Source organism: Bradyrhizobium sp. Pha-3, from assembly GCF_042258615.1.
GTDB lineage: Bacteria > Pseudomonadota > Alphaproteobacteria > Rhizobiales > Xanthobacteraceae > Bradyrhizobium.
The window spans coordinates 6,205,236-6,223,611 of the sequence record NZ_CP170152.1; the positions used below are offsets into that span (position 1 = coordinate 6,205,236).

14 protein-coding genes are annotated in these 18,376 nt (G+C 65.3%); 3 read left to right on the plus strand and 11 right to left on the minus strand.

All coding sequences use genetic code 11. From position 1 onward, the window contains the following. Window positions 1–7: 7 nt before the first annotated feature. Entirely contained in the window at window positions 8–460 is a 453-nt protein-coding gene (locus tag ACE10Z_RS29455; protein ID WP_212310936.1) for a cupin domain-containing protein, read from the plus strand. Window positions 461–866: 406 nt separating this feature from the next. Here ACE10Z_RS29455 and ACE10Z_RS29460 read toward each other — a convergent pair whose 3' ends face one another. From ACE10Z_RS29460 to ACE10Z_RS29505, 10 genes are all read right to left on the minus strand, one after another. Beyond that, window positions 867–2,108 (minus strand): flavin-dependent oxidoreductase, encoded by a 1,242-nt coding sequence (locus ACE10Z_RS29460; RefSeq protein ID WP_375783892.1) that lies wholly within the window; start codon window positions 2,106–2,108, stop codon window positions 867–869. A gap of 280 nt (window positions 2,109–2,388) precedes the next feature. Next, window positions 2,389–2,784: a RidA family protein gene (locus ACE10Z_RS29465; protein ID WP_375783893.1), complete on the minus strand. Its 396-nt coding sequence runs from the start codon at window positions 2,782–2,784 to the stop codon at window positions 2,389–2,391. 1 nt (window position 2,785) lies between these two features. After that, window positions 2,786–3,625 carry an enoyl-CoA hydratase family protein gene (locus ACE10Z_RS29470; RefSeq protein ID WP_375783894.1) on the minus strand — a complete coding sequence of 280 codons (840 nt, stop codon included), beginning with the start codon at window positions 3,623–3,625 and terminating at the stop codon, window positions 2,786–2,788. An 11-nt stretch (window positions 3,626–3,636) separates the two neighbouring features. Then, window positions 3,637–4,416 carry an SDR family NAD(P)-dependent oxidoreductase gene (locus ACE10Z_RS29475; protein WP_375783895.1) on the minus strand — a complete coding sequence of 260 codons (780 nt, stop codon included), beginning with the start codon at window positions 4,414–4,416 and terminating at the stop codon, window positions 3,637–3,639. Then, window positions 4,413–6,728 (minus strand): bifunctional salicylyl-CoA 5-hydroxylase/oxidoreductase, encoded by a 2,316-nt coding sequence (locus ACE10Z_RS29480; protein WP_375789951.1) that lies wholly within the window; start codon window positions 6,726–6,728, stop codon window positions 4,413–4,415. The genes ACE10Z_RS29475 and ACE10Z_RS29480 overlap by 4 nt, the downstream gene beginning before the upstream one ends. Window positions 6,729–7,265: 537 nt before the next feature. Further along, window positions 7,266–8,804: a sugar ABC transporter ATP-binding protein gene (locus tag ACE10Z_RS29485; protein WP_375783896.1), complete on the minus strand. Its 1,539-nt coding sequence runs from the start codon at window positions 8,802–8,804 to the stop codon at window positions 7,266–7,268. After that, the gene (locus ACE10Z_RS29490) at window positions 8,801–9,922 is read right to left on the minus strand and encodes an SMP-30/gluconolactonase/LRE family protein (RefSeq protein ID WP_375783897.1); all 1,122 of its coding nucleotides are present in this window, start codon (window positions 9,920–9,922) and stop codon (window positions 8,801–8,803) included. Before ACE10Z_RS29490 ends, ACE10Z_RS29485 begins: the two co-directional genes overlap by 4 nt. Further along, complete coding sequence (locus ACE10Z_RS29495) at window positions 9,922–12,060, minus strand: ABC transporter permease (protein WP_375783898.1); 2,139 nt, start codon at window positions 12,058–12,060, stop codon at window positions 9,922–9,924. Before ACE10Z_RS29495 ends, ACE10Z_RS29490 begins: the two co-directional genes overlap by 1 nt. A gap of 98 nt (window positions 12,061–12,158) precedes the next feature. After that, entirely contained in the window at window positions 12,159–13,184 is a 1,026-nt protein-coding gene (locus tag ACE10Z_RS29500; protein WP_375783899.1) for a sugar ABC transporter substrate-binding protein, read from the minus strand. A gap of 89 nt (window positions 13,185–13,273) precedes the next feature. Then, on the minus strand, window positions 13,274–14,236 hold the full coding sequence (locus tag ACE10Z_RS29505; RefSeq protein ID WP_375783900.1) for an ABC transporter permease: 963 nt from the start codon (window positions 14,234–14,236) through the stop codon (window positions 13,274–13,276). Window positions 14,237–14,378: 142 nt separating this feature from the next. On the opposite strand from ACE10Z_RS29505, the gene ACE10Z_RS29510 reads away from it, so the two are divergent. Further along, window positions 14,379–15,386 carry a LysR family transcriptional regulator gene (locus ACE10Z_RS29510; protein WP_375783901.1) on the plus strand — a complete coding sequence of 336 codons (1,008 nt, stop codon included), beginning with the start codon at window positions 14,379–14,381 and terminating at the stop codon, window positions 15,384–15,386. A 27-nt stretch (window positions 15,387–15,413) separates the two neighbouring features. Here ACE10Z_RS29510 and ACE10Z_RS29515 read toward each other — a convergent pair whose 3' ends face one another. Further along, window positions 15,414–17,570 (minus strand): alpha/beta hydrolase fold domain-containing protein, encoded by a 2,157-nt coding sequence (locus ACE10Z_RS29515; protein ID WP_375783902.1) that lies wholly within the window; start codon window positions 17,568–17,570, stop codon window positions 15,414–15,416. 63 nt (window positions 17,571–17,633) lie between these two features. Here ACE10Z_RS29515 and ACE10Z_RS29520 point away from each other — a divergent pair, with 63 nt between their 5' ends. Then, complete coding sequence (locus tag ACE10Z_RS29520) at window positions 17,634–18,317, plus strand: TetR/AcrR family transcriptional regulator (RefSeq protein WP_375783903.1); 684 nt, start codon at window positions 17,634–17,636, stop codon at window positions 18,315–18,317. The last annotated feature ends 59 nt before the right edge of the window (window positions 18,318–18,376 follow it).

An 18,376-nucleotide genomic window follows, 5' to 3' on the forward strand; every position in this document is an offset into this window, starting at 1 on the left:
TACAAACATGAAAGAAGAGATCGCCGGCATCACCCGCGCCAATGAGGGCATCCAGGGCATTTCCTGGAGCATCCTCGGCCAGACCTATGTGCCGAAGAGCCGCACCGAGCATTCCTTCTCCTGGCACGCCACCTTCCCGCCGGGTACCTTCGTCCCGCCGCACATCCATCCCGACCAGGACGAGTACCTCTATATCCTCGAGGGCAAGCTCGACTTCATGCTCGACGGCGCCGATGAATCGGCAACGCCCGGCGACCTGGTGCGCCTGCCGGCGGGCAAGCCGCACGGCATCTTCAACAAGTCGCAGCAGCCGGCCAAGACGCTGTTTTGGGTGTCGCCGACGCGCAGGCTCTACGACCTGTTCTGGGCGATTCACAACATGAAGGAGCAGAACCCGGACGACGTGGTGCGGCTCGCCGCCGAGCACAACATCCATTTCCTGCCGCCGCCTCCGGCGTAGTTGCGCGACGGCTTCTCCGTGATCCCCGCGCAATGGCTGCGCCATTGTCGCTGGAGGAGCGCGCAGCGCGTCTCGAAGGATGCACGGCCCGGCTGGTGGCCGTCGACCCTTCGAGACGGCCGCGCTGCGGCCTCCTCAGGGTGACGGAGTGATTGCTCAGCTTGCTCAGTGTCATCACCCGCGCATGCGGGTGATCCAGTATCCCAGAGACCGCGGTGCTTGAGCCGAGAGGTCGCGGCGTACTGGATCGCCCGGTCCATGTGCGCAATTGCGCACAGGCCAGGCGATGACAGCGGTGGACGAGGATATAGCCTCACATCCTCTCAGGGTGACGGATCAGAGATTGCCTTCTCAGCACGAAGGGCAGCAGTTTTGGCTCCTGCGCATTTTCCTCTCGGAAGCCTGCCTACTGCCGCGCCACCACGCGCGCGGCGAAGCCCGCCTTCGCGGCATAGCCGCGGACGATTGCTTCGCGCGCTTCGTAATTGAGGATGGTGTCGACGTCGGTAAAGCCCTGCGGCGCGAGCTGCTCGACGGCATCGATCACACCCTCCGGCCCGCCGCGGCGGTTGGAGGCGACGATGTCGGCGGTCATCGGCAGCCGCTGCCGCTCATAGGCCGCCAGCGCCTGGCGCGGATGCTCAGCCCGCGCCAGCATGTCGGCGAGGCAGCGCGCATCGAGAATGGCCTGCGACGCGCCGTTCGAGCCGACCGGATACATCGGATGCGCGGCGTCGCCGAGCAGCGTGACGCGGCCGCTCGACCAATAGGGCAGCGGGTCGCGGTCGCAGCACGGATACTCCCAGAACTCCGGCGTCGCGTTGATCAGGCCGGCAAAGTCGACCTGCGGGATGGTGAAACCAGTGACATAGGGCATCATCTCGTCGCGGCGGCCTAGATTGGACCAGCCCTCGCGGCGCGGCGGCGGCGCGGAGCTGTCGCCGATCCGGACCAGCACCGCCCAGTTGGTGAGGCGGCTTGCCGGGCTCGATCCCGGCGCGATCGGATAGATCACGGCCTTGGCGTTCAGCCCGCCGGCGATGATCATCGAACGTCCAGTCAGGAAGGCCGGCCAATCGGTGGCGCCGCGCCACAGCATCAGTCCGTTCCAGCACGGACCGCCCTCATCGGGAAACAGCGTCTGCCGCACCTTGGAGTGGATGCCGTCGGCACCGATCAGGATGTCGCCACGCGCGGTGTGCACATGGCTGCCACTGCGATCGAAGAAATACGCGGAGACGCCGCCCTCATCCTGCGTGAAAGAGCCGAGCCGGCAGCCGGTGCGGATCGCATCCGCGCCAAGCCGGTCGATCACGGCCTGATGGATCACGCCTTGCAGGCGCCCGCGATGAACTGAGAATTGCGGCACGTCGTGGCCGGCATCGAGCCCGCGCTTCTCGTGCCAGACCTGCTGGCCATGCCGCGTCAGATAGAACAGCTCTGAGGTGCGGATCGCGACCTCGTCGAGTTTGTCGAGCAGGCCAAGCCCGGCCAGCTCGCGGATCGCATGCGGCAAGGTGTTGATGCCGACGCCAAGCTCGCGGATCGTCTCCGACTGCTCGTACAGCTCGCAACTGATGCCGCGCGAACGCAGCATCAGCGCAGTGGTGAGGCCTCCGATTCCGCCTCCGACGATAATCGCCTTCATCGTCCCTCACTCCACTCACAACAGGACGCTTTACGCTTTCGCCTAAGGTCGCACGGCCCTTTGCCCGGCCGCAAGCGGGTTTGTCGCCGCCGGTCTTGGCCAATCCGCGCTGTTTCGCCTTAGGATTAACAGTCGCTCAGCGCACTCCCATCCATCCCCGTCACCCTGAGGAGCGCGGAACGCGCGTCTCGAAGGGTCGACGGCCACCAGCCGGGCCGTGCATCCTTCGAGACGCCGCTTCGCGGCTCCTCAGGATGACGGGTTTGACAATCCGGCGTCGTCAATCCGGCACTACCGCGATGGCCTGGATTTCCACCTTGGCGCGGTCCTCGATCAGCCCGGCAACCTGGATCGCCGTCATCGCCGGAAAGCGCCGGCCGATCACGTCGCGATAGACCGTGCCGATCTCCTTCAGCCGCGCGGAATATTCCTTGCGGTCGAGCAAGAACCAGGTCATCGACACGATGTGCTCCGGCCCGGCCCCGCCGGCGGCCGCGACCGCGACGATGTTGCGCAGGGTCTGGCCGATCTGCGCCACGAGATCGTCGCTCTCGAACACACATTGCCCGTTCCAGCCGATCTGGCCGGCGATGAAGATCTGTTTGCCGCGCGCGGCCACGCCGTTGGCGTAGCCGATCGGCTTCGCCCATCCTTCCGGTTGCAGGATCTCGATCATCTCAATTGCCCTCGAAGGCCGGTTTCTGCTTGGCGGCGAAGGCCTCGAAGGCGCGGCGGAAATCGCCCGTCACCATGCAGATCGCCTGCGCCTGCGCTTCGGACTCGATCATCTCGTCGACGCCCATCGCCCATTCCTGGTTGAACATCGTTTTTGTCACGCCATGCGCGAACCACGGTCCATCCGCAAGCGAGCGCGCCAGTTCCTGCGCGGCTGCGGCGAGCTCGGCCGGCGGCACCAGGCGGTTGTGGAAGCCCCACGCAAACCCCTCGTCGGCGCTCATCGCGCGGCCGGTGTAGAGCAGATCGGCGGCATGGCCCTGCCCGATCACGCGCGGCAACAGCCCGCACGCACCCATATCGGCGCCGGCGAGGCCGACGCGGGTGAACAGGAATGCGGTCTTGGCCTGCGGCGTCGCCAGCCGCAGGTCGGATGCCAGTGCCAGCATCGCACCGGCCCCGGCGCAGATGCCGTCGATCGCGGCCACGATGATCTGCGGGCATTTGCGCATCGCCCGCACCACCTCGCCGGTCATCCGGGTGAAGGCGAGCAGGTCCGGCATCGCCATCCGCGTCAACGGTTCGATGATCTCGAACACGTCGCCGCCGGAGCAGAAATTGCCTTCGGCACCGGTCAGCACGATGGCACGGACGTCGGAGGCATATTTGAGATTGGTGAAGAGATCGCGCAGCTCTTCGTAGGACTCGAAGGTCAGCGGGTTCTTCTTGTCCGGCCGGTTCAGCGTGATCGTGGCGACACGGCCGCTCGCGTCGGCCTGCCAGCGGAAGTGCTTTGCGGGATAATCCCTGAACGGCCGGAGCTTTGCTTTCATCTCGGACATCATGTGTTCCTTCACCCGGTAAAGACTTCGCCGCCGGCAACCGCGACGGCTTGTCCGTTGATTGACGATGCGCCCTCGGATGCGAGCCAGAGGATGGTATCGGCGACCTCCTCCGGCGTGACCAGCCGCTGCATCGGATTGACCTTGGCGAGTGTGGCCCGCGCCTCCTGCTCGCTGCGCCCGGTCTTGGCGACGATGTTCGCAGCGGCATCCGCCACCAGCGGCGTATCGGTGTAGCCGGGGCAGACCGCATTCACGGTGACCCCGCGCCGCGCGTATTCCAGCGCCAGCGAGCGCGTCAGGCCGACGACGCCGTGCTTGGCCGCGACATAGGCCGAGACATAGGCGTAGCCGGTGAGGCCCGCGGTCGAAGCCACGTTGATCACGCGCCCGCGGCCGCGCTGCGCCATGGCAGGCAGCACCGCATGCGTCACCAGGAACACGCTGGAGAGATTGCTTGCCAGCATGTCCGCCCACAGCCCCGCGCTCGTCTTGTCGAACGGCGCGCTCGCAGCCTTCCCGGCATTGTTGACGAGGATATCGACCGGGCCGGCCTCGGCCTCGATCTGCGCGACACCCTTGGTCACGGCAGCTTCATCGGTCACGTCGATCGCGGCAACAGCGCCCGCGCGCCTACCGAGCAATGCAGCCGTCGCCTTCAGCGCGTCGATCCGGCGACCGGCGACGCTGACGCGCACGCCGGCTGTTGCGAGTGCTACCGCCGTTGCGGCGCCGATGCCGGAACCTGCACCGGTGACGAGCGCATGGGCGTTGGGCCAGAACCCTGTCATGCTTTCACTTCCGCGGCTACGCGTTCGAGATTGGCCTCGTATTGCGACTTGCCCGACTGATACTGCTTCGGCCAGGCGATCTGCTTGACGCCGATCTTCGCGGCCTCATGCAGCGTCCACGCCGGATCGGCCAGATGCGGCCGCGCGATGGCGCAGAGATCGGCGCGGCCGGCGGCGATGATCGAATTGGCGTGGTCCGCCTCCGAGATTGCGCCGACCGCGATGGTGGCGATGCCGACCTCATTGCGGATCTTGTCGGCGAACGGCGTCTGGTAGAGCCGGCCATAGATCGGATGATCGTCGGCCCAGACCTGGCCCGACGAGCAATCGATCAGGTCGGCGCCGGCCGCCTTGAACAATTTTGCGAAGGCCAGCGCGTCCTCGGACGTATTGCCGCCCTCGGCCCAATCGTGACAGGACAGGCGGACCGACATCGGCTTGTCCTCCGGCCACACCGCGCGGATGGCGCGGAACACCTCCAGCGGATAACGCGCGCGGTTCTCGATCGATCCGCCATAGTCGTCGGTGCGGCGGTTGGTCAGCGGCGACAGGAAGCTCGACAGCAGATAGCCGTGAGCGCAGTGCAGCTCCAGAATATCGAAGCCGGCGCTGGCGGCGCGCCGGGCGGCGGCAACGAACTGGTCGCGCACCTCGTCCATCTCGGCGCGGCTCATCGGCTCCGGGATCTGGCCGTCGGGCAGATAAGGCACCGGTGAGGCCGACACCAGCGGCCAGTTGTGATCCGGCAGCGGTTCGTCCATGCCTTCCCAGGCGACGCGCGTCGAACCCTTGCGGCCGGCATGGCCGAGCTGGATGCCGATCCGCGCTTGCGAATTGCGATGCACGAATTCGACGATCCGCTTATAGGCCACCGCCTGCGCGTCATTCCACAGGCCGCAGCAGCCGGGCGTGATCCGCGCCTCCGGCGAGACGCAGGTCATCTCGGTGAACAACAGGCCGGCGCCGCCGAGCGCGCGGGAGCCGAAATGCACCAGATGGAAGTCGTTCGGCACGCCCTCCTCCGCCGAATACATCGCCATCGGCGAGACGATGATCCGGTTGTGCAGCGACAGGCCGCGGATCTGGAACGGCGTCAGCATCGGCGGCGTGACGCGCTCGTTGGTGGCCGGCACGCCGCTGCGCTCGGCAAACCAGCGCTCATAGCCTTCGAGCCATGTCTTGTCGCGCAGCCTCAGATTCTCGTGGCTGATGCGCTGCGAGCGGGTCAGCAGCGAATACATGAACTGCTCCGGCTCCAGCGTGTCGGCATAGCGCGAGCCGACCACCTCGAACCATTCCATCGCGTTGCGTGCGGCATTCTGGATCCGCGCCACGTCGACCCGGCGCAGCTCCTCGTAAGCCTTCAGCACGGCGGGAATGCTGTCCTTGGTCGCGCCGTGGATCTTGAACTGGTTGGTGAGCTCGATCGCATCTTCCAGCGCGAGCTTGGTGCCCGAGCCGATCGCGAAATGCGCGGTGTGGGCGGCATCGCCCATCAGCACGACATGGCTGTTGCCGTTGAACGCGGTCCACTTGCCGCAGATCAATCGCGGAAACGACAGCCAGGCCGAGCCGCGCAGATGCCGCGCGTTCGAGACCAGATGATGCCCCTCGAGGATTTCGGCGAACACCTTCTCGCAGAACGCGATGGATTCTCCCTGATCCATCTTGTCTAGGCCGTGGGCGAGATACGCCTCCTCGGTGGTCTCGACGATGAAGGTCGCCGCGCCCTCCTCGAACTTGTAGATGTGCGACTGGAACCAGCCATGCTCGGTCTTGCGGAAGTCGAAGGTGAAGGCATCGAAGGGACGGTTCGTCCCAAGCCAGATATAGCGGTTCGGCCGCATCAGCATGTCGGGCTGGAAGGTCTCGGCATATTTGGCACGGACCTTCGAGTTCACGCCGTCGCAGGCCACGATCAGGTCGGCGTCGGGGAATTCGAGGTCGGAATTGACCTCGCGTTCGAAGATCAATTCGACGCCGAGCTGCTCGGCCCGCGCCTGCAGGATGTTGAGCAGCCGCTTGCGGCCGATGCCGACGAAGCCGTGGCCGGTGGTGCGCATGCGGCGGCCCTTGATCAGGACATCGATGTCGTCCCAGTGGTTGAAGGCCTGCTCGATCGTGTCGGCGGTGACCGGGTCCCATTTGCGCATGTTGTCCATGGTCGCATCCGAGAACACCACGCCGAAGCCGAACGTGTCGTAGGGCCGGTTGCGCTCGACCACGGAGATCTCGTGCGCGGGATCCAGCATCTTCATCAGGATGCCGAAGTAGAGCCCGGCCGGCCCGCCTCCAATGCAAACGATGCGCATGGCGTACTCGCCTTTCCGTTTGAGCATGATCGCGTCGGAAAACCGGGTGCCACTTTTCCGGATCATGCTCTGGCTTCGGCCGGGGTCGGTTTTCCCGCCAGCCGATACGGCATATTATTTTATACTTAAAATAATTGTCAAGGGCGGTTGACGCCCCACCCATTGCTGTCGTCCCGGCGCAGGCCGGGACCCATACGCCGCAGCAGATGTTGTCGGCGGGACTCGTCGTTCCAGCGACGCGCAATAATGACAAATTGTGGTTGGGTCCCGGCCTTCGCCGGGACGACATCGAGGATGAGGCGCCGCCGGTGCGCATGTGTCGACATCAAGGGCGGATTAACCGACTACGTCCGCCGTAGCTCAACGAGCGAAGGCGGAAGGCGCAATCCGCCCTACTCATGTCGCGGCTCGTCATTCCGGGGCAGCCCGAAGGGCTGAGCCCGGAATCCATCGGGCCACATCTTGTGCGGCGGAATGGATTCCGGGCTCGACGCTACGCGTCGCCCCGGAATGACAAGAGAGAGAAGTCGCGCGATCTCAATGCACCGCGGCGTACAGGATCTTGTCCTGCGTCGCGTCGGCGGCGTCGAACTCGGCGACGATGCGGCCGGTGCGGGCGACCAGGATGCGGTCGGAGACGGCGAGGATCTCCGGCAGATAGGACGAAATCACCACCACCGCCTTGCCCTCGTCCGCGAGGCGGCGGATTTCGCCGTGGATGTGCGGGATGGTGCCGACGTCGACGCCTCGCGTCGGCTCGTCGAAGAAGATGATCGACGGTTCCTGCACCAGTGTCTTGGCCAGCACCACCTTCTGCTGGTTGCCGCCGGACAGCTCGATGATCCGCGCCTTGCGCTGCAATGCACTGATCTTGAGCCGGTCAACCCAGTAACTGGCGAGCTTGCTGCGCTTCGCGCGCGACAGCAGGAAGCTCCAGCCCTTCCTTGTGGCGAGATTGCCGATATAGACGTTGTCGTCGACCACCATGGTCTCGAAGAAGCCGTTGGCCTTGCGGTCCTCGGTGATGTAGGCGATGCCGTCATTGATCGCCTGCCGCGGCACGCGGTAGCGGATCGGTTTTCCCCGCAGCCGGATGGTGCCGCCATTGACCAGATTGCGCTTCAACGCGCCGTAGACGATCTTGGCGATCTCGGTGCGGCCGGAGCCGATCAGGCCGGCGATGCCGACCACCTCGCCGGCATAGACCGAGAACGACATGTTCTTGACCGCCATGCCCATGGTGACGTTCTCGACGGTCAGCACCTTCTCGCGGCGCTGGTGGGTCTTCGCTCTGCCGCCATAGACCGCCTGCGCCACCTCGCGCCCGACCATGTGCTGCACCAGCGCATCGCGGGTGAGCTGTTTGGCGGGCGCCGTGATCACCAGCTTGCCGTCGCGGAGCACGGTGATGCGATCGGCAATCTGCAGCGATTCCTCCAGCGCATGGGAGATGTAAATGATCGAGACGCCGCGGGCGCGCAGGTCGCGCACCAGATGGAAGAAGTGGACGATTTCCTCCGGCGTCAGCGACGCGGTCGGTTCGTCGAAGATGATGATGCGCGCCTTGTTGTAGATCGCGCGCGCGATCTCCACCATCTGCTTCTTGGCGGTGCCGAGCAGCGCCACCGGCGTTGCCGGATCGACGTGGAAATTGAGCGACTGCAAGAGCTGCTGGGCCTGGATGTTCAGCGTGCGGAAGCGCGTCAGCAGCTTTTCATTGCCGAGCTCGATGTTCTGCGCCGCGGTCATGGTCGGCACCAGGCTGGTCTCCTGATAGACCATGCAAATGCCGGCATCTAGCGCGTCGCGCGGCTGCTCGAAATTGGCGGGCTTGCCGTCGAGCAGGTAGTCGCCGGAGGTGAGATTGATCGCGCCCGCGATCGCCTTGCACAGCGTCGACTTGCCGGCGCCGTTCTCGCCGACCAGCGCATGCACCTCGCCGGGATAGAGATCGAAATTGACGCCCTCGATGGCGTGGACACCGCCGTAGATCTTGGAGCCATTGTTGATCTGCAGCACCGGCTCGCGGGTTGCGGACTGGATCGCGGGTGCCGCCTGCGTCACGCCGTCATTCATCGCAGCTCTCCCGTGTAGCGCAGCAGCCGTCCGGCGCCGCGCGCCGCGATCACGACGCCCGAGGGCGTCGCGCAGGCGGCGGTGATGCCGTGGAAGCGGCCGCCGGCGCGGCTGTGCAGGCCGTCGCTGGCCTCACCTTCGGCATCGAGATGCACGAGCAGGCCATAGGATCGCGGCGGCGCCCACGGCTTCTGGATGCCGAGCGCCTTGACGCTGCCGATCTGCATCGGCTCCAGACAATCGCTGCCGCCGACCAGCGCCGGCGCCACCCAGTAATCGGGCGGCATCGTCGCCATCATTTCTTCGCGGAAATCGTCTTCCTTGAGCACGAATTCGATCAGATGGGTGCGGCGTGCGAACACGGCGAGCAGCACCCCGCCAAGGCCGTCCGGATGCAGCCGCGCCGGATAGCCCGGCATGTTGGCGGCGACGGTCTCGCGCGGGCCAAGGCCAGTGCCAGTTAGTGCGAACCGGCTGAGGCGATGCGCCCAGCTCTCGGTGAGCCACAGGCTCTTGCCGTCGGCCGAGACCATCACGCCATAAGGATATGGCAGATCGCGCAGCAGCACCTGCGGGTTGTCGAGACCGGCACCGCAGCTAATCAGGCGGCCGCCGGCGCGCTTCTCCATCAAATCATGTCGCCACTCGCCTGGGCGGCGGCCGGCGCTGCCTTCAACGGCATAAATGCGGCCGTCGGGCGCCGCCGTGACCGACAACAGCCCGGCGAGCGCGCTGCCGCCGGCGGCCTCCAGCCAGCGCGGCGCGGGCTTGGCGGGATCGATCGCGGCGAGCCCCCTGCCGGCGACGCAGACCAGAAGGCGGCCGTCCGGATGCAGCGCGAGCCCGCCGACATCATCCTCGAACTCGGCGACAACCGCACGGGTGGAGAAATCCGCGCCGCTGAGCTTCAGCACCTTGTGGCCCGCGGAGACGAAGATCGCCCCGTCGCCCGCGGCGATCACGTCGTCAACGCCCGGCAGCGGCTCGCCGATCGGCACGGCGGTGTCGAGCCGGTCGTTCGGGCTCATCGCACCGTCGAGCGGCGGGATCGCGTTCTGGCCGCCGTCGCGGTCGACGACGCTGCGGATGTCGCGCAGCAGATGATCGAAAAATCCCATTACGTCGTCACCCTGCTCTTTGCGCCCCAATAGGCATCGTAGCCGGTCCAGCTGTCGTCGACGCCGTCGAGCTTGATGCGGCCGATGCGGTTGTTCTCGAGCCCGCCGAGATAGAGATAGCCCTGGTGCTCGCGCATCGAGGTCAGGGTCGAGTGCGAGATGCCGGTCGGATCCCACCACGATTCCAGCGCCTCGCCCTGCTCGTTGAACTTCAGCACGCAGCCGTGGTTGAGCGCGGGCGCCAGCCATTCGTCGGTCGGCACCTGCTTGACCATGCGCAAGCGGAAACCGGGTTTTCGCGCGGCAAGGTCGAATGTGGGCGTACGAATGCCGACCAGCGCCAGCCAGTAGGTGCCGTCGGAAGCGCGGTTGATGTTGTCGGGGTTGCCCGGCAGCTCGTCCATCAGCACTTCGGTCTTGCCCTTGTTCGGCCCGTCGATCCAGTGGCGGAACACCTTGCACAGCGAGGTCGACGCGATCAGGATCGACTTGCCGTCATGGGAGACGCAGATCCCGTTCGGGAAATAGAAGTGGTTGATCACCGTGCGCGTGGTCTTGGTCGCCGGATCGTAGCAGACCACGCGGCCGTTCGGCCGGCCCTCGAGGATGTCGAGGGTGTTGGTGGTCATCTCGTAGCGCGTGGTGCAGTCGCTGAAATAGATCTTGCCGTCGGGCGCAATGTCGAGGTCGTCGGCCATGCGAAGGCGTGAGTCATCATTCAGCTTGTACCAGGTGCGGTTGGTCTCGTCGGTGACCTTGAAGATGCGCCCGTCGGGTGCGACGCCGTAGACGCCCATGCCGGCGACCGCGACGATCAGATTCTCGTCGCGATCGAACTGCATGCCGAGCGGCCGGCCGCCGATATGGGCGAACACCTCGCGGGTCTTGAAATCAGGCCCGGAGAAACGGATCACATTGCCGTCGCGGGTCGAGCCGTAGAGCCGGCCCTGACGATCGAGGATGACGTCCTCGGGCCCTTCGACCTGGTCGACGCCGATCGCCTGCGCGTTGATCAGCCGGTCGTTCTGCGCGTAGGGCGACGCCGCGCCCGGCTGCACCGCGGGCGCCGAGGCGAGCGGCACGAAGGCCGGATTGACATAGATCTTCTGGATCGCCTTGCCGCGGTTCTTCGACCATTTGACGTCGATGCCGACGGCGGCGAGGAGGATCATGCCTGTTACCGCCGAGGTGACATAGCCCGGGATGCCCATGCGCACGAGGCCGTTGATCAAGAGGAAGATGATCAGCGCGCCGATCATCGCCCGCCACACCGTGCCCTTGCCGCCGGCCAGCGACACGCCGCCGAGCACCACGGCGGTCAGCGCCTGGAATTCCCAGCCGACGCCGGTGGTGGAATCCGTCGAGGCCTGGCGTGCCGCATAGAAGATACCGCTCGCCGCGCACAGCGTGCCCGACAGCACATAGGTCATGAACAGCATCAACCGGACGCGGATGCCGGCATGGCGCGCCGCCTTGCGGCTGGCGCCGATCGCGGTGAGATGCCAGCCATAGCGCGAGCGCGACAGGAAGATGTGGCAGATCAGCAGCACCACGAACAGCGTCGCCGCATTGACCGGAATGCCGAGCACGCTGCCGCCGCCGATGAAGTCCCAGGCGTCGCTCTCGACCGAGTTGGTCGCGAACACCTGGGCGTAGCTGGTGTTGAGCAGATTGACCGAGGCGCGCAGGATGATCAGCGTCACCAGCGTGGTCAGGAAGGGCCGCGTCTTCAGGAAGCCGATCAGGAAACCGTTGATGCTGCCGAGCAGTGCGCCGACCAGGAGCGTCGCCGGCACCGCGAGGCCGACCGGCCATTCGCGCACCAGCAGGAAGTACAGCGCCGCGAAATTGCACAGCGCGAAGATCGCGCCGACCGAAAGGTCGATGCCGCCGGTAACGAGGCAGAAGCCCATCGCAAGCGCGACGAAGCCGAATTCCGCGAACAGCCGCAGCAGCGACACCGAGTTCTGCACCGAAGCGTAGTCGGGAATGGTGAGCGCGAAGTAGGCCCACAGTCCGATCATCACGGTGAAGGGAACGACCGGCTCGAACCACTGTTTCAGCAACAGCTCCGACAGCAGGAGCCGGGGTGAGAACCGCCGCACCGATGCGGCAAAGGAATCAACTGCCATCGACATCGCCAAAGCACTCCTGATCCGGTTTCAAGGTTTCCGGATTCTGACCCGTGATACAGCCGGCGCGGGAATGCCCCCCGCGCCGGCTGTCTCGCGCCTTGTTAGTTTTTCTTGGGTAGCGCGAAGCAGGTGCCGCCGAGCGAGGCATTCGACTTATCGATCCAGATCGGCCGCGTGTAATAAGACAGGTTTTTCGAGCCGGGCTTGTCGCCGGACATCAGCAACGTCTCGGCTGCGAACATCAGGTCGTGGCCCTGCTCGGTCGCCTTGTAGCTGAGGAACTTGCTGAAATTGCCCGACGTGACCTGGTCGCAATCGAGCTGCGAGCCCTCGCCCGAGGCGAACACCTTCACATCGTCGATCTTGCCGGCATTGCGGATCGCCTGCGCGGCGCCCGACTCCATGATGCCCCAGAAGCCGATCGACGCGCAGAGATCGGGATGCTGCTGGATCACGGTCGCGGTGATGTTGAGCGCGGTGTTGGCATCCCAGTTCGCCGCCTGGTTCGACACCACCTTGATGTTGGGATCCTTGTTCAACACCTCCATGATGGCGCCGACCTGATCGACGCTGGCGGCAGCGGTCAGTTCGCCCTGCACGATCTGCACCTTGCCCGATTTGCCGGAGCCGGTGCCGCAGGCCTTGACGGCTTCGTTCGCGAGCATCCTGCCGATCTCGCGCCAGTCGACGCCGACAAAGGCGCCGGACTTGTAGTTCGAGGCCATGTTGACCTGGATCACATGGGTGCCCTGGGCCTCGGCGCGCTTCAGATCCTTCATCAGCAGCGTCACGCTCGGATTCTGCACGATCAGGACGTCGGGCTTCTGGTCGACCAGCGCGGTCAGCGCCTGCTGCATTGCCGATGGATTGTTGTTGGGGTCGCGCACGATGTATTTCATGCCGCGCCACTCGGCCTCTTCCTGCACCACGCGGCCCCATTCGTCGGACAGCGGCACGCCGAGCGCGATCGGCAGATAGGCGACGGTCTTGCCCTGCAGCGACTTGTCGTAGGCGGCGCGCAGCTCGCGCCCGGCCTTGGTACCTTCCTCCTGCGCCGATGCCGCGAACGGCATCGCGGCGAGCGTCACCCCGGCGAGCAGGATCGTCCAGAACTTGGTCGTCTTCATCGTCTCCTCCACACAAGATTCTTTTGATTGATTGGATTTGTTTTTTGATTGGCGCGGCGCGCTCGGTCGCCTTGCGTCAGTCGCCCTTCTCAGTCGCCTTGCCGCGCGGTCTCCTCGTCGCGGGGATGCAGCCAGTTGTCGAGCACGATGGCGGCCAGCAGCACCACGCCCTTGATGATGTTCTGCACCTCGCTGTTGACGTCCATGATGGTGAAGGCGTTGAGCAGCGTGCCGATCAGGACGCAGCCGACCACGACGCTGAACACGCTGCCGCGGCCGCCGATCAGGCTGATGCCGCCGATCACGACGACCAGCACGACGTCGAAGATCATTGTCCCTTGCGTGATCGCCATCTGCATGCTGCCCGTGGTGCCGACCCAGACCAGGCCCGCAATCCAGGCGAGCAACGCAACCAAGACGTGCTCCAGCACGATCAGCGGACGCAGCGGAATGCCGCTCAGCCGCGCGGCCTCCGGATTGTCGCCCTGCGAATAGATGAAACGACCGATCGAGGTGCGCGACAGGAACAGGTGCATCGCGATCGCGCAGACCGCGAACACCAGGATCGGAACCGGGATGCCGAACAGCCGTCCGGCACCGAGATTCATCAGGCCCGGCGCGTCCTTCGGCGCGTAGACCACCCAGGCCGGCGCGATCCAGAACGCCAGGCCATAGATCACGAAGCCGGCGGCCAGCGTCACGAACAGCGCCGGCGCCTCGACGAAGGCGACCATGACGCCGTTGACGACGCCGATCAGCACCGCAATGGCCAGCGCCAGCAGCACCGCCGTAAAAACGGGCATGCCGTTCTGCATGTAGATCAGCGCGATCGCCCAGGAGCCCGCCATGATTGCGACCTCGGAGAGGTCGATGCCGCGGCTGATCACGATCAGCCCCATGCCGAGGCCGAGCACGCCGAGGATGGAAATGCTGCGCAACAGATTGAGGAGATTGGAGACGGTGGCGAAACCGTTCAGCGTCAGGCCGAACACGACCAGAAGCGCGATCGTGATCAGGAGCACGATCTGCTCCTGGCTCGGCTTTGCGAACATTGAGCCCGCGCGAGATGATGTCGCAGGGACAGCAACGCCGCGCGATGGCGATTGCACGCTCATCGTTTCCTCCAGGTATTATTTTGCTTGAGACTTTAAGAGTGCCAACTCATATTCGTCAAATGCATTCGACGGATACGGATTGATTATTTCCATGCATGTGCGCGATATCGATCTGAACCTGTTCGTCGTGTTCGACGCGATTTACACCGAGGGCGGCGTCAGCCGTGCCTGCTTCCGCCTCAATCTGACCCAGCCCGCGGTGAGCCATGCGCTGAGCCGGCTGCGCGCGATGTTCAACGATCCGCTGTTCGTGCGCCGCCATCACGTGATGACGCCGACCCCGCTGGCGCGCCAGATCATCACCACCGTGCGCCAGGCGCTCAACGGCCTGGAGACCACGCTGACCCACACCCACCGCTTCGATCCGGCCAAGACGCCGAAGCGGTTCGTGATCGGCCTGCGCAACAATCTCGAAGCGCCGATGCTGAGCGCGCTGATCAACCGGATCAGCACCGTTGCGCCGCTGGTCGAGATCGCGACCGCGCGCAGTGAGCGCAACAATCTGGAGCGCGAGCTTGCCGCCGGCACGCTTGATGTCGCGATCGATACGCTGCTGCCGCTCTCCACCGAGGTGCGGCGCGAGCAGATCCTGACCGAGCATATCGCGGTGTTCGCCCGGCGCGGCCACCCCGAGCTCGGCGCGCGGCTGGACAAGAAGGCCTATCTGCGCATGGAACACGTCTGCGTGACATCGCGGCGCAGCGGCCTGTCGTTCGAGGACTTCCAGTTCCAGCGGCTCGGCCTGACGCGCACCGTGCGCTTGACCTGCCAGAACTTCGCGACCGCCTGCCATGTCGTGAGCCGCAGCAACATGCTGCTGACGGCGTCGGAGAGCGCCGCCTCCGTGCTGGAAGATCCCGGCTTGTTGCAGTGCTTCCCCTGCCCGTTCCCGATCAGCCCGCACGTCAATTATCTCTATTGGCATGCCACCGCCGAAGGCGACACCACCAATCAATGGCTGCGCGAGCAGCTGCGCGCCGCCGCCGCGTTACTGGCGGGCAGCCGTTTCAGCAAGAAGAACCGGCGCGCGGCGAGAACGCGCCCCAAGGTGGGCATCCCGGCGCCGGCCAGCCTCGCCGCGGAATGAGAGCGCCTCGGGCGCCGCAACAAGCCATCATTCGGCAGCCTGCGACCGCGCATCCTCGCGACGCAGATGGCGCTGCGCCCAGGCGGCCACCTCCTCCATCGTCGCCTGCGTCTCGGGCAGGAACGGAAAGAGCGGGTAGACATGGACCGAGTCCTCGACCACCCGCAGTGTCACGTCGACCCCGGCCTGCTCGGCGCGCTCGGCCAGCCGCGTGGTATCGCTGAGCAACACCTCACCCCGGCTCGCGGTGAGGAACAGCGGCGGCAGGCCGGTGAGATCGCCGAACAGCGGCGACACCAGCGGATCGGTCGGCTCATGCCCCTGGAAGTAGGACGCCCCCATGAACGTGAGCAGGTCGCGGTTGGCGGCAGGATCGTCGCCATTGAACTGCCGGATCGTCGGACCCGACAATGTCAAATCGGTGAAAGGTGCCGCAGCAAGGATCGCCGACGGCAACGGATCGCCGGCATTGCGGAGCGCCAGCACCATTGCAACGGCAAGGCCGCCGCCGGCGGATTCGCCGGAGACCATGATCGAGCTTGCCGGAATACCGCGCGCCAGCAATGCGCGATAGGCGGCCACCGCGTCATCGAGCGCGGCCGGATAAGGATGCTCCGGAGCGAGCCGGTAGTCGACGGTGTAACAGGTTCCCCCCACCGCAGCCGCAAGCCGGCTTGCATACTCCAACGAGCCCTTGGCCGACCCGATCAGATAGCCGCCGCCGTGGCAGTGCAGCACGACGTTGCCACCTTGCGCATCCACGGCCGCGACGCGCCAGGCCTTGACGTCGCCAAGCTCGTCCTCCACCGCGGCCATGCCTTCGGGCAGCGGAAAGTTGCTCACGAGGAAGCGGTCATAGGCCTCGCGCAACCCGTCATGACCACGTGCGACATCTTCGGGCCGGAACGCATACTTCCAGAGATCGAACGCGCGCTGCGCTTCCGGACGCTGCAAGCGCTTGCCTTCGCGCAGGCCCGTGACATTGAGCACTTCGCCGGGCGGCCCTTCGGTGGCCTTGACCACATCGTAGTCCCAGGCGAGGCCCCAACTGGTCTCTGCCAGCGGATCGATCCGCGCCATGCCCTTCCAGCGGTGGTTGCGGTGGCGCAGGCGATCGGCATCGGTCTCGTGCATCAGCTTGACCACCGCACGCGCACCGGCCTGGATCCGCGTCGTCCGCGGCAGCCGCCGCTGCTCATACTCCTTCAGCGCGCCCGGCGCATCGTTCTGCCGTCGCGACAGCACGCGCGCAAGCGTCCAGCCATCCTCGATGCTCTGGCCGGCACCGGCGGCAAGAAACGGCACCATCGGGTGAGCCGCATCGCCGAGCAGCGTGATGCGGCCGGAACTCCAGCAATCGATCGGATCGCGATAATACATGCCGGTGATGAATGCGCTTTGGCATTGCTCGAGCATTTTTCGCGCACGCGGCTCGGCGTCATTGAAGGAGCCCAGCAGTTCGGAAATGTCGCCGGTCTCGTCCCAGGATTCCCGCGTCACTTCGTGCGCAGGCACCGAAGCGAGGATGCTGTAGAGATTTTGCGGCCGCACCCAATAAGTGATCAGCGTCCGGCCGGGGCCGAACCAGTAATTGCCACGCTCCTCCAGATCGAGGCCTTCGACCCGCTCGGCCGGAATCAGCGAACGCCACATCAGAATGTTGGCAAAGTGCTTCTCCTCCCGGCCGCGCAGATGCTCGCGCACCACCGAATGGATGCCGTCGCATCCGATCAGCACGTCCCCTCGCACGGTCTCGCCATTCGCGAGCTTCACTTCGACGCCGTCGGCGTCCTGCGAGATCGCCACGCAGCGGGCATCAAGCCGTCTGGCTTCCGGCGGCACCGCGTCGGACAGGATCTGAACCAGGTCGGCGCGATGGATGTTGTACATCGGTGCGCCGTAACGCCTGGCGGCCTCATCGCCCAGCGGAGCCTGGTACAGCATCTTGCCGGTGCGCAGGTCGCGGTAGTCATAGGATTGCGGCTTGACGCCAACGCTGCGAATGGCAGCCTCCAATCCAAGCTCGCGCAGCACGATCGCCGCGTTCGCGGCAATCTGGATGCCGGCGCCGATTTCGCTCAATGCCCTGGCCTGCTCGAGCACGAGAACGTCAATGCCTTGATGGCGCAGCGCAATCGCTGTAGTCAGTCCACCGATGCCGCCGCCCACGATGAGTACACGCATGACCTGCTTCCTCTCCGAGTCTGAATTAAGCGATTTCACTTAATTAATCCGGGATCAGTTCGCATGTCAAGTAGGCGGAAGGGCACGCGCGCGACCTCGGAAGAGACGCGGAACCAGATCAAGGCGGCCGCGCAAATGCTGTTTGCCCGCCATGGCGTCGACGCCGTGACCGTGCAGCAGATCGTCGACGCAGCCGGACAGCGCAACAACGCCGCCCTGCACTATCATTTCGGCTCCAAGGAGGAGCTGATCCGGCAGATGGTCGTCGACGGCGCCACGGTGCTCGAGGAACGACGGCGTGACATGCTCGGCGAGATCGAGGCGCGCGGTGGACCGAAGACCATCCGCGAGCTGATCGTGGTGCTGGTCATGCCCGTCATCGAACTCGGCGACGACGAGCGATGGCGCGGATATATCCGCTTCACCTCGCACCTGCAGGCCTCCGACCCCAAGGCATTGCGCGCGGCGCTCAACGGCCGCTGGAACGCCAGCTATATCGAATGCTTCGATCGGCTGAAGCAGATGCTGCAGCTTCCGGCGCCGATCGTCGAACAGCGGCTCTCGATCCTCGCGATCTACGCCAACGCGATCCTGTCCGCCCACGAGGCAGCGCTCGAGTTGCGCAACACCAAAAGCAGCCGGCTTTGGGGCCAACCCTTCACGATCGAGAATATCCTCGACACACTTGAAGCCACGCTGACATGCCCGGCTTCAAAGAGCGCCCTGTCCAAGCTGCCGGAGAACTGACCGGATCATTGCGGCCACGTCGAGGGCCGCAATGATCCGGTCTGCGACAGCCGCCGGAA